Here is an 11671-nt window from a genome sequence, read left to right as displayed (position 1 = left end):
CATGGGTGGCGGTGCGGTCGGCGGCGTCGGCGCTGTCGCCGTTGGGGTTTTTCGCCTGTTGCGAGGCGTCGTCGTGGTGCTCGTGTTTTTTCAGCGAGGTGTTGTTGCGAGCATTCCAGCGCAGTTGCATCCGGCCTTTTTTCAGGCCCGCCGCAACGCCCCGTGCGGCCACATTTTTGTAGCGGTCAACGTAACCGCTGAAGGTGTTGACGATGGCGAACAACGCATTGACGAGACGCGTCAGCGCACTGATCATCTGCGCGCCCCGCCCCGCCAAACGCGTTGCCAGATAGGCCACACCGCCCCCGGCCGTGGCAAAGGTCAGGACGATGGCGATCAGGATGTCGATCAGCAACTCCACCACGACCTTCGACAGCGCTTCGGCGGTGCTGCCAGCGATCACGCTGGGCGGCAGCATTTCCAGCCAGAGACTGGCCGTGCGCAACAGCAGACACAGGGCCGCTTCGTCACTGGCCAGCAGCTGGATTCTTGCCATGGCTTGCGGCGTTTTCTGCGCCATTTCCTTCAACGCAATTGCACTGCTGCCCAGTCGCGCAACAAACGCCTCGGGATCCTTGAGGATGTCCGAAAGCAGATTGATCCCGTCCCACACGCCCTCGATCGCCGCCCAACTCCCGGCCAGCAAGCCGTTGCCCACGGCGGTTGAAGAGGACTGCGACCATTGCGGCTTGAACCCCTCCCACTCATTGCGCAGCCACTTGTCCAGGTCCAGGGACAGGCCGTCGTAGGAGGAGAACAGCGCTTCAACCTGCGCCTCTGTGACCTCGCCTTGCACGCGCACGCGATAGAATTTGTCCGGCTCTCCCTCGAACTCACCTTTGCCGTCTGCGTCGAGGGTCACCGGCTTCGTCTCGCCACCCTCCACCGCAATCACATCAACCTTGATGTTCCCCAGCGGAACGTCGTACACCGACTCGAACTTGCTCTCGATGTGCAGGATTCCACCCTTCGGACACTGCGCCACGGTCGAGATGAAGTCGTCGTCTGCACTACTGACCACGGTGCTGGTATTACCCAGTTTGATCACCCGCTCCATGCCCATCAGCGAAGGCATGTCCGTAGCGCGGCTGACCTGATCGGCGGCCTGGCTGAACCATCGCTTGAGCTGTTGGCGGTACAGCGTGAGGGTGTCCGGGAAACTGTCGAGCTCTCGCTCAATACGGGTGACGTGATCCATCAGCCCACCGGAACATCTGGGGCCACGTAAAAAACCGGGTCGAACATAAGCAATCCTTCGCGCAGGAAATTTGGCGCAATGGACTTTGCGGGGGTTCAGCGGGGAAAGAAGTCAGGCAAGGATGAGGTTGCTGTAGGGCGTTTCGCTAAAAGCAAAAACGCGGCGCAGGGGTCGATCCCAGCGCCGCGCTCAGCAAACAGGTCAGTCTTTAATGCGTGCTATCAGGGGAATCCAGCGCCTGCAGTTTGATCTGCGCCAGCGGATGTCCGGCCTTCGCGGCGATGGTCCAGAACCGCGCCGCTTCAGCCGGATCCGGCGCCTTGCTCGGGCTTCCGGAAAGGTAGATCACGCCGACCTGATAGGCTGCTTTGCCATCCCCGCCCAATGCCGCCAGACGCAGAAGGCGTATGCCTTCCTCGCGAGCCCCCAGTCCGACGCCGCGGAAGGTCAGGATGTGACCATAGAAGCTCTGGGCACCAACATCGCCCAGGTTCGCCATGCGGGCAAACTGGCCCTCAAGCCATTTCCAGCCGCGCGGTTGACGCACAAACCATGACCAGTGAAACAGCCTGCGCGCGAGCCAGTACCCAGCCCGCGCCTTGAGTCGAAAAAACATTCAGGCTTCCGCCGATTCCGGGTATTCGTATTCGAAAACACGCACCACTTCCGAGGCATGCCACGACGCTGCTGCGACGCCATCGGAGGGCCCGGAAAAGCGCCCCAGTCGCTCGACGCATTCAAAAAAACCGGTACGTGGCAGGCGGCTGGCACCCTGGCTGATCACCAGCGAACTGCGCAGCGGCTGCTCGGCTTTGGCGTCCAGCGCGGCCAGATGTTCCAGTGCCGCGGTCAAGGTTTGCATGGCCGGTGTCGGCAACTGCAAACGCTCCAGCAATGCTCGATAAGTCAGTAGATGACGCTGCCGGCGCGCCTGATCCAGCTCACCCAGCAATCCATCCCAGTGTTGACGACTGATGCGTACGCTCACGATTCATCCCTCCACCCCGGCACCGTCAACTCCCAGGCCAGGCTGCGACGTATCGCGGCGTCGGGCAGACGCTCGCCACTTTCGATCATGGCCAGATAGGATGGGCTGATGCCTACCGTGCGGGCCAACGCTTCAATGGCGATGCCCTTTCCTTCGCGCAAACTGCGTAGTTGATCAAGACCTGGAAGGGTCGGGTCTTGGCTTGTCGCGGCCAGCGGCGCCGGGGCCGGGCTCGACGGTGCTTCTTTGATGCCTGCTGCTTTCAGTAGAGCCTGATATTGAGCCCATGGCAAAACCGCATATTCGGGCTCGCCTTCGCGTGTAATTATCTGAATATCCATGACTACCCCGTAGGACAACAACACTTAGCGAGTCGGCACTTTTCCCTAGAAGTGTAATCCTAACAGCGGCTAAGGTCGCGGGGGGTATCTATCTGAGGATAAGTCGGGGTCGACTTATCTTTTTTTCGGTCCCTGAAGGTGAAGTTGTTCCGGCGTATCGGGCAAGCGCTCAACCACGGCAAGCTTCTCCGGCAATTGCCGTTTACGCCAGGCGCGAAACGCGTTGAGCTCATCGTCGAGGACTTTCATGAGCCAGGCGAGTACGGCGATGTCATCGATCATGCCAAACAGAGGCAGGAAATCCGGGATCGCATCCACCGGGCTGAGGAAGTACATCAAACCTGCCACCACGGAGATCAACGCCTTGGGGCTGATGGCCCGGTACTCGCCGCGCCAGTACGCCAGGCAAAGCGCCTGCAACAGACGCAAATCATCTTTAAGTTTGCCCAACCGGTTACCTTGGCTGGCACTTTTGCTGGCCACGGCGAACAACAAAGTCGGCAATCGCCCACGTGCGATCAGGCGCCCGGCCAGTGGCAAGAAACGAGCGAAACTCCAGGGTGCTTTCATCATTCCTCCCACTAGAATGTTATCCACACAAATTGTGGATAACCTTGTGAACAGACCTGCTTTTCACGGCTGAAAGCCCCGCAACACAAGGGCCGAACTTAGATCGGGCGTTTTTTACACATCAAAAAAAACCCAAGATTTCATTGACTTGACAGCCCTGCGCGGTTAGCAGCGGTCCTACATTGGCTATGACTCCAGCCTACAGCATCTGTTCGCTTTGTTTATCCGCGCCAAATGCCGGATGCAACAACGCCCCGCATAAGCGAGGCGTTGTTTGTGACCCAGGCGCCGATTTACTTGGCAGCGTCTTCTTTTGCCGGATCTTTGATGCCCAGCAGTTCCAGGTCGAATACCAGCACCGAGTTGGCTGGAATGGCCGGGCTTGGGCTTTGAGCGCCGTAAGCCAGTTCGCTAGGAATGTACAACTTGTACTTCTCGCCAACGTGCATCAGTTGCAGGCCTTCGACCCAACCCGGGATCACGCCGCTGACCGGCAGATCAATCGGGCTGCCGCGCTCGACGGAGCTGTCGAACACGGTGCCATTGGTCAGCTTGCCGGTGTAGTGAACGGTCACTACATCAGTCGGCTTGGGCTGAGCGCCATCGGCTTTCTTTTCCACTTCGTACTGCAAGCCCGAAGCGGTGGTCACTACGCCAGCTTTCTTGGCGTTCTCTTCGAGGAATTTCTTGCCGGCGGCTGCCGACTCTTCGCTCATTTTGGCCATGCGCTCTTCGGCACGCTTTTGCAGTGCGGCGAACGCTTCAACCAACTCTTCGTCTTTGAGTTTCTGTTCTTTTTTGCCGACGGCATCTTCGATGCCCTGGGCTACGGCTTTGGAGTCCAGGTCATCCATGCCTTCCTGAGCCAGGCTTTTGCCCATGTTCAGGCCAATGCCGTAGGAAGCTTTTTGCGCCGGGGTTTTCAGCTCTACGCTGGTCTGCGAGTCGCAACCCGCGAGTACCAGGCCAACCAGGGCAACCGCCGCTGCCAACCGATGCTGTTTCATGCTATTTCCTTGTTCATGCGCCGAAAGGGCAATCGAGTAAAGCCGCGAGCTTATCAGGCCGCCACGACCAATGGCTACCGGCATGAGAGCAAGAGTTTTACGATAAGTTCAGGTGTTTAAACGCTTTTGCAGTTGAGCAAGATGAAACTTCTGTCAGATTGATCTGAAGGAGGCAGTTCTGCCCTGATGACATATGGCGTAATGGCCTCTTGCCGCTAATTGGCCACTCAGGCATAACGGGCGAAAAATCGACAAGGATGTTCATCTTGCGCCTCCTCCTCCGCTTGCTGATTGTGGTCGTTTTTCTGTTGGTGGCTGGGCTGGCCGTGGTTCTGTATTACATCGCCAACCCCAAATTGCCCTTCCATTCGCCAGTGCAGCAAGTGCATTACCTGGATCAGTGGAGTGCCGAGGAACGGCAAACCTATTACTTCACGCCTCAGGGCACACAGGTCAAAGGCCTGCGCTACGAGTGGTTCCAAGCCCTCGAACTGCCGTTCTCGCAACAGCGTTTCGCCTCACCGCAATACCTCGCTCGCTTTGGATTTCTGATTGATCCCCAGCAAAAAGCCACGCCGAACAATCCCGGCAACTTGCCGGTAGGCTTCACCCGGCACCGAAACCCCGGAAGTTCGGAGCAATATCTGGACATAACTTGCGCCGCTTGCCACACCGGTGAACTGCGGTTAAACGGCCAGGCGGTGCGCATCGATGGTGGCTCGGCGCAACATGTTTTGCCTTCCAGCGTTCCTACGTTGCGCGGCGGGAGTTTCGGACAGGCATTGGTCGCCAGCCTGACATCTACCTACTACAACCCTTGGAAGTTCGAGCGTTTCGCCCGCCAAGTACTGGGCGAAAACTACGATGCTGCTCATGCGCAACTGCGCAGGGACTTCAAAAACTCGCTGAACACGTTCCTCAAGGTCGCCTGGAACGATACCCATCGCGGTCTCTACCCCACCGAGGAAGGTCCTGGCCGCACCGATGCTTTTGGCCGAATTGCCAATGCAACCTTCGGAGACGCCATTTCCCCGACCAACTATCGCGTCGCCAACGCCCCGGTGGATTATCCACAGCTATGGGACATGTGGACGTTCGACTGGGTGCAATGGAACGGGTCGGCGCAACAGCCGATGGCACGCAATATCGGTGAGGCGCTGGGCGTCGGCGCAACCTTGAGTTTCTTCGACGCCAACGGCCAGCCCCTGCAAGGCGACGAGCGCTACGCCTCCAGCGTCCGCGTGCGCGACCTGCATGCGATCGAAGAAACCCTGCAGCGCCTGAAACCACCCACCTGGCCGCAAGCCCTGTTCGGCATTGTCGATAAACCGCTCGCAGCCAGGGGCCGCACACTGTTTGCCGAAAATTGCGCCGGCTGCCATGTCCCGCACAAGACTCAGGAAGGTGAGCGCTGGGTGCAACGTTTGCACATGCTGCCAGTGGACTTCATCGGTACGGATCCGAGCGCGGCGAACAATATCGCCAACCACCGATTTGATTTGACCGCCCTGCAATGGAACCTGGCAGAGCTGGAGCAGATGGACGTGAAGTTGCACCCCACGCCCAAGGAACCGCTGGACTTGAGTCAGCTATCGGTAGCCAGGGGCCTGGCTTATGTCACCGCGCTCGTCGAAAAGCGCGCTTATCGTGAAGCCGATGTCACTGCCCAAGAGAAGCCTCGGCTCGATGGCTTCGGCCTGCCTATCGGCGTTCGCGAAAAGGTCGCTTACAAGGCTCGCCCACTGGCAGGGGTTTGGGCGACTGCCCCGTTTTTGCACAACGGCTCGGTTCCCACCCTTTATCAATTGTTGTCGCCTCAAGATGAGCGATCCACCACGTTCTACAAAGGCACCTTCGAATACGATCCGCGGCATTTGGGTTATCGCACAGAAGCGTTCACCAATGGCTTCCTGTTCGATACCCGCATCACCGGCAACCACAACAGCGGCCATGAATTCCGCGCCGGCAAGCGCGGCAGAGGTGTCATTGGCCGACTGCTGTTACCCGAAGAGCGCTGGGCGCTGCTGGAGTACCTGAAAGTGTTGGGCGGCCCGCTGGAGGCGCAACTGCCATGATCATGACCACCTTCAAGAAGGATCTGCCACTGCTTGCCAGGGTGTGGTTGCGCCTGGGCCGATTGCTCGGCAAGTGCTTGCTGATCGCGCTCGGCATCGGCCTGCTGATCTGGGCTCTGACTACTGCGTGGTTCGTCTGGCAGCACCGTGGACCGGTTTCTGCACTGGAACAGATTCCGGACGGCGAATCAGCCATGACCCAGGACGTGATCCAGACCGCTGTGCGCATCGTCGACCAGCACCGTGAGAGCACCCGTTATCTGCGCGACGCCCACGCCAAGGCACATGGCTGTGTCAAAGCCCAAGTGCAGGTGTTGCCGCAACTGGCGCAGGAACTGCGTCAGGGTGTATTCAGTGAGCCGGGCAAGGTCTGGCAGGCCACCCTGCGTTTTTCCAACGGCAATGCCTATCCGCAGTTCGACAGCATGCGCGATGCCCGAGGCATGGCGATCAAGTTGCTCGATGTTGCGGGTACGCCGCTGCTTGCTGACCGGCAGGGGCAGCATGAACAGGACTTTGTGATGTTCAGCCATCCGAATTTCTTTGTCAGCGATGTTGCCGAGTATCGGCAGAATGTCGCGGCTCAAGCCAATGGGCAAAAAATCATGGCGTTTTTTCCGGGATGGGATCCGCGAACCTGGCAGGTCCGCCACCTGTTCATTGCGCTGGCAACGCTGTCCCCGCCGCCAGAAAGCCCGACGCAAAGCACTTACTTCTCTGTATCGCCGTACAAGTTCGGCGAGGCGAATGCGAAGTTTCGGGTGAGGCCGGATCCGGATAATTGCCCGACATACGTTTTACCCAGGCAAAACCGCGATCTGCCGAACTTTCTGCGCAATGCTCTTAACCAGCAATTGTCCACCGACCGGGTGCCGGCCTGCTTTGCCTTGCAGATCCAGCGCCAGGATGCGAACAAGTACATGCCGATCGAGGACACCAGCATCGAATGGCGTGAACAGGATTCCCCGTTCGAAACGGTGGCACGGATCACTTTGCCGCCTCAGGATTTCGATACGCCTGCGCAGAATCTGCAATGCGACAACCTTTCGTTCAATCCGTGGTTCGGGCTTGAGGCGCACCGCCCCATCGGTGGAATCAATCGGCTGCGCAAAGCTGTTTATGAGGCGGTCAGTGACTATCGACACAGTCGCAATGCCGAGTCTTCATTGCGCTGACTCGTCCCCCATGATCACAGTTGCCGTAGGAGCCAGGACCCTGCCCTTTGCCCAGACATCGCCAGGATAAAGGACGCTCAGGGTTCCGGCAGCCGCCAGCCGATCGACAAACGCCTGCACACGCATCTCACCGCTCAGAATCTTCTGTTCGAAATCTTGATAGTCAGCGTTTTGGGGATCCAACTGCGCCATCAGGTTTTGCAGCTTTTCGGGTTCCGGTTTGGAGAATCGCAAAACAGCCCCACTCGGCGTACACAGAAATACCCGATGATGCGGTGCGACGATAAATCGGCTTAACCCGGTGCGCAGATCATTGGCAGAGAAAAAGTTTTTATACAGCTGCACTTCCTGCGCGGGCAGCCTGTCATCAGCGATAGTTTTCATGGAGTGATAGAAGCCATGAATCCGAAACTGTGCCGGCAGCAGCACGTTTGCCTGGGGCCCCTTGGGAAAGATAGTGTGCCGGTCAAAACTGGCGTAATCGCTCGCCACCGGTGCGGTGACGACAAAAACGTCCTGAGTTTTATGCTTGAGAATGATGCCGACGTGCTGTTGCAGGTGTGATAACTTGAGCATCTGTTCATGAAGATAATGAGCCACAGCACTGACAGCCTTTAGAACCGGACCACAGACAGGCATCAACTCGATTGGCGGATTATGTTGCAGTATGTCGTTTCTCCAACTGGCTTTGAGCCTGCCCCTGCGCCTCCAGAGACTACCGGCTACCACAGTGGTTACCTCACCCGCCGCAATCGCCAGCAAAATCAGAACACTGCTCGGGATTGCACCTCTTTCATACAAACTCTCGAAGTTTTGCGGTCTCCCGTCAGGTTTTAGCTGAAGCCTTGGCGACAACTCCTTCTCGAAGTCGGAAAGGCTTGAGGTGTAGGCAATAAGCCCGCCATCACTGGCCGACAGATAACACCTGGAATATTGACGTCGCGAAGACATGACCGCGTGCAAATCAGCAACCGAATGGAAAAGGTTGCGCTGGTTCCACTCTACGGCGCTTTCGTCGAAACCTTTTGCTTTGTCGACGCGGGAGACCAGGCTCGCTTCAAGGGAATAGCCGCTGGGCACTTCCATCTCACCGAGAAGATTCACGGCTACGGTTAACGGGAAATCGCGGGGGAGTTCTGTGTCAGCAAGTTCATCGGCGCTCTTCACTTCCAGGGCACAATAAAAGCGCCCTTCCGTGTTTTTGAGGATGAAGCCGGTGAATTCGATACTTCGCCGACCTTTCAACGACTCATGCATGAAGGCCGCTGCGTCATCACAGGTCAGAAAAGCCGGATTCGATCCTGCTGCCGGAGCGGCAGCCGATGACGAAACAGTAGTTTCAGGAGGGAGGGTATTCATGTTTTCAGTCTCTCGGTAGATATCGAACACTTCCCATGACTGTCATGGAAACGTTGCCCATCATCCGAAAGCTGCGTGCCTTGCAGGCACTACATAGTTATATACACAGAATTGCCAAACGCCAGACAGCAAAAAGCCCGCATAAAGCGGGCTTCTTGTGTGGTGACCTGGCGTTCAGTGTTCCAGGTTACCGAATATGGCGCAGCGGACGGGACTCGAACCCGCGACCCCCGGCGTGACAGGCCGGTATTCTAACCGACTGAACTACCGCTGCGCGTAGCGTTGAAAGTGGTGGGTGATGACGGGATCGAACCGCCGACATTCTGCTTGTAAGGCAGACGCTCTCCCAGCTGAGCTAATCACCCTTTACCTTCGTTGCGGGGCACATTATGCCACAGGTTTTTATAAAGTGTTGATTTAATTGAAGTTTTTTTCAAAAAAATCTAAAAACCGGTGAAACGATGCAACCTGCAGGAACTTCATTCATAAAAAAACCCGCCTTGGCGGGTTTTTCCGTGGTGACCTGGCGTTCAGTGTTCCAGGTTACCGAATATGGCGCAGCGGACGGGACTCGAACCCGCGACCCCCGGCGTGACAGGCCGGTATTCTAACCGACTGAACTACCGCTGCGCGTAGCGTTGAAAGTGGTGGGTGATGACGGGATCGAACCGCCGACATTCTGCTTGTAAGGCAGACGCTCTCCCAGCTGAGCTAATCACCCTTCGCTTCGGTGTGGCGCGCATTCTACGGAGCGACCCTACCTCTGGCAAGCACTTTTTTAATTAATTTTCTGATGCCTTCCAAAGGCTTAGAGAAGGGTTGGCCTATGGCACACGGAGGACAATAATGCCCGCCTTTGTATAAAGGAGAGACTCACCCCATGTGGTTCAAAAACCTGCTTATCTATCGCCTGACCCAAGATCTGCCTGTTGATGCCGAGGCGTTGGAAACTGCACTGGCCACCAAACTGGCGCGCCCATGTGCAAGCCAGGAGTTGACCACCTACGGTTTCGTCGCCCCGTTCGGCAAGGGCGAGGATGCGCCGCTGGTACATGTCAGCGGAGATTTCCTGCTGATCAGCGCGCGCAAGGAAGAACGTATTCTGCCTGGCAGCGTCGTGCGGGACGCGGTAAAGGAAAAGGTCGAAGAGATCGAAGCCGAGCAAATGCGCAAGGTCTATAAGAAAGAACGCGACCAGATCAAGGATGAAATCATCCAGGCCTTCTTGCCTCGTGCCTTTATTCGCCGCTCCTCGACCTTCGCCGCCATCGCGCCGAAACAGGGCCTGATCCTCGTCAATTCGGCCAGCCCGAAACGGGCCGAAGACCTGCTGTCGACCCTGCGTGAAGTGATTGGCACCCTGCCAGTGCGCCCGTTGACGGTGAAGATGTCGCCGACCGCGACCATGACCGAATGGGTCACCACGCAGAAAGCCGCCGACGATTTCTTTGTGCTGGACGAGTGCGAGCTACGCGATACCCACGAAGACGGCGGCATTGTGCGCTGCAAGCGTCAGGACCTGACCAGCGAAGAAATCCAGCTGCACCTGAGCACCGGCAAAGTGGTCACTCAGCTGTCGCTGGCCTGGCAGGACAAGCTGTCCTTCGTGCTCGACGACAAGATGGTGGTCAAGCGCCTGAAATTTGAAGACTTGCTGCAAGACCAGGCAGAACAGGACGGCGGCGACGAAGCCCTCGGCCAACTGGATGCCAGCTTCACCCTGATGATGCTGACCTTCGGCGATTTCCTGCCGGCGCTGGTTGAAGCGTTGGGTGGCGAAGAGACTCCGCAGGGGATCTGACTTCTTTCCCAGATAATCGGCACTCAAAAAGATCGCAGCCTTCGGCGGCGCCTACGGAAAACTTTTTCCTGAGGCGACGCTGGCGCAGGCTGCGATCTTTTTTTTGCAAGCAGCGTATGCTTAGCTCCCTAACGCTTTTCTCATAATAAGGATCAGGCCATGCGCGCACTGGCTGCATTGAGTCGTTTTGTCGGCAACACTTTCGCTTACTGGGTACTGATTTTCGCTGTCGTGGCATTCCTGCAACCGGCATGGTTCATTGGCCTCAAAGGTGCCATCGTGCCCTTGCTGGGCCTGGTGATGTTCGGCATGGGCCTGACCCTCAAACTCGAAGACTTCGCCGAAGTCGCTCGCCATCCATGGCGCGTGGCTCTCGGCGTGGTTGCGCATTTCGTGATCATGCCCGGTGTGGCGTGGTTGCTCTGCCAGGCATTCCATCTACCGCCGGAAATCGCCGTCGGCGTTATCCTGGTCGGCTGCTGCCCTAGCGGCACCTCTTCAAACGTCATGACCTGGCTGGCGCGTGGCGATCTCGCACTGTCGGTGGCCATCGCTGCGGTTACCACCCTCCTCGCCCCACTGCTGACGCCGGCGCTGATCTGGTTGCTGGCTTCGGCCTGGCTGCCGGTTTCGTTCATGGAGTTGTTCTGGTCGATTCTGCAAGTGGTGCTGCTGCCGATCGTATTAGGCGTGGTTGCCCAACGCTTGCTCGGGGACAAGGTTCGTCACGCCGTGGACGTGTTGCCGCTGGTCTCGGTGGTGAGCATCGTGATTATCGTCACTGCCGTCGTCGCCGCCAGCCAGGCGAAAATCGCCGAATCCGGCCTGCTGATCATGGCGGTGGTCATGCTGCACAATAGCTTCGGTTACCTGCTGGGTTACTTCACCGGACGCGTATTCAAGCTGCCATTGGCCCAGCGTAAATCCCTGGCACTGGAAGTCGGCATGCAAAATTCCGGGTTGGGTGCCGCGCTGGCCAGTGCACACTTCTCGCCGCTGGCGGCAGTGCCGAGTGCGTTGTTCAGTGTGTGGCACAACATTTCCGGCGCGCTGCTTTCGACGTATTTCCGCCGCATGAGCGAGAAGCAAGACCGGAAAGTCGCGGGTCAGCAAGCCACCGACTGATCCGGCAACTTGATCCCCGGATTAATGCTGGG

The 11671-nt window shown here is 57.7% G+C and carries 10 protein-coding genes, 4 tRNA genes and 1 pseudogene; 4 read left to right on the top strand and 11 right to left on the bottom strand.

Features of this window, described 5'->3' with window-relative positions; all coding sequences use genetic code 11:
* The 6 genes and pseudogenes from D8U73_RS17925 to D8U73_RS17900 all read right to left on the bottom strand — a co-directional run.
* A pseudogene (locus tag D8U73_RS17925) lies at positions 1-1198 on the bottom strand (type IV secretion protein Rhs); the annotation flags it as partial.
* Positions 1199-1406: 208 nt separating this feature from the next.
* Positions 1407-1814, bottom strand: a complete 408-nt coding sequence (locus D8U73_RS17920) for a sel1 repeat family protein (protein WP_056852910.1) — start codon at positions 1812-1814, stop codon at positions 1407-1409.
* Positions 1815-2186, bottom strand: coding sequence for a hypothetical protein (locus tag D8U73_RS17915; RefSeq protein ID WP_003223109.1), 372 nt, complete (start codon positions 2184-2186; stop codon positions 1815-1817). It abuts the gene before it with no gap.
* On the bottom strand, positions 2183-2527 hold the full coding sequence (locus D8U73_RS17910) for a helix-turn-helix transcriptional regulator (protein ID WP_056852911.1): 345 nt from the start codon (positions 2525-2527) through the stop codon (positions 2183-2185). The genes D8U73_RS17915 and D8U73_RS17910 overlap by 4 nt, the downstream gene beginning before the upstream one ends.
* Positions 2528-2641: 114 nt before the next feature.
* A complete protein-coding gene (locus tag D8U73_RS17905) occupies positions 2642-3097 on the bottom strand; it encodes a DUF1232 domain-containing protein (RefSeq protein ID WP_130905272.1) in 456 nt (151 codons plus the stop codon).
* A 293-nt stretch (positions 3098-3390) separates the two neighbouring features.
* Positions 3391-4104 carry an FKBP-type peptidyl-prolyl cis-trans isomerase gene (locus D8U73_RS17900; protein WP_056852913.1) on the bottom strand — a complete coding sequence of 238 codons (714 nt, stop codon included), beginning with the start codon at positions 4102-4104 and terminating at the stop codon, positions 3391-3393.
* Between the two features lie 266 nt (positions 4105-4370).
* On the opposite strand from D8U73_RS17900, the gene D8U73_RS17895 reads away from it, so the two are divergent.
* Entirely contained in the window at positions 4371-6179 is a 1809-nt protein-coding gene (locus tag D8U73_RS17895; protein ID WP_130905271.1) for a di-heme-cytochrome C peroxidase, read from the top strand.
* Positions 6176-7354 carry a catalase family protein gene (locus D8U73_RS17890; RefSeq protein WP_130905270.1) on the top strand — a complete coding sequence of 393 codons (1179 nt, stop codon included), beginning with the start codon at positions 6176-6178 and terminating at the stop codon, positions 7352-7354. Before D8U73_RS17895 ends, D8U73_RS17890 begins: the two co-directional genes overlap by 4 nt.
* Here the strand turns inward: D8U73_RS17890 and D8U73_RS17885 are convergent.
* The 5 genes from D8U73_RS17885 to D8U73_RS17865 all read right to left on the bottom strand — a co-directional run bounded on the left by D8U73_RS17885 (position 7343) and on the right by D8U73_RS17865 (position 9434).
* Positions 7343-8713, bottom strand: coding sequence for a hypothetical protein (locus tag D8U73_RS17885; RefSeq protein WP_130905269.1), 1371 nt, complete (start codon positions 8711-8713; stop codon positions 7343-7345). The two genes, D8U73_RS17890 and D8U73_RS17885, sit on opposite strands and share 12 nt — an antisense overlap.
* Positions 8714-8910: 197 nt before the next feature.
* A tRNA-Asp gene (locus D8U73_RS17880) sits at positions 8911-8987 on the bottom strand.
* Between the two features lie 15 nt (positions 8988-9002).
* Positions 9003-9078 (bottom strand) — tRNA-Val (locus D8U73_RS17875).
* Between the two features lie 188 nt (positions 9079-9266).
* Positions 9267-9343, bottom strand: a tRNA-Asp gene (locus D8U73_RS17870).
* 15 nt (positions 9344-9358) lie between these two features.
* Positions 9359-9434: transfer RNA gene (locus D8U73_RS17865), tRNA-Val, on the bottom strand.
* Positions 9435-9593: 159 nt separating this feature from the next.
* Between D8U73_RS17865 and rdgC the strand changes: the two genes are divergently transcribed.
* Positions 9594-10514 (top strand): recombination-associated protein RdgC, encoded by a 921-nt coding sequence (gene rdgC / locus D8U73_RS17860; RefSeq protein WP_008060875.1) that lies wholly within the window; start codon positions 9594-9596, stop codon positions 10512-10514.
* Between the two features lie 159 nt (positions 10515-10673).
* Positions 10674-11639, top strand: coding sequence for a bile acid:sodium symporter family protein (locus D8U73_RS17855; protein ID WP_056852916.1), 966 nt, complete (start codon positions 10674-10676; stop codon positions 11637-11639).
* The last annotated feature ends 32 nt before the right edge of the window (positions 11640-11671 follow it).

The organism is Pseudomonas sp. Sample_22 (genome assembly GCF_004307635.1).
Taxonomy (GTDB): Bacteria; Pseudomonadota; Gammaproteobacteria; order Pseudomonadales; family Pseudomonadaceae; genus Aquipseudomonas.
Note: the sequence above shows the minus strand (reverse complement) of the source record. Positions and strands in the feature narration are given on the sequence as shown.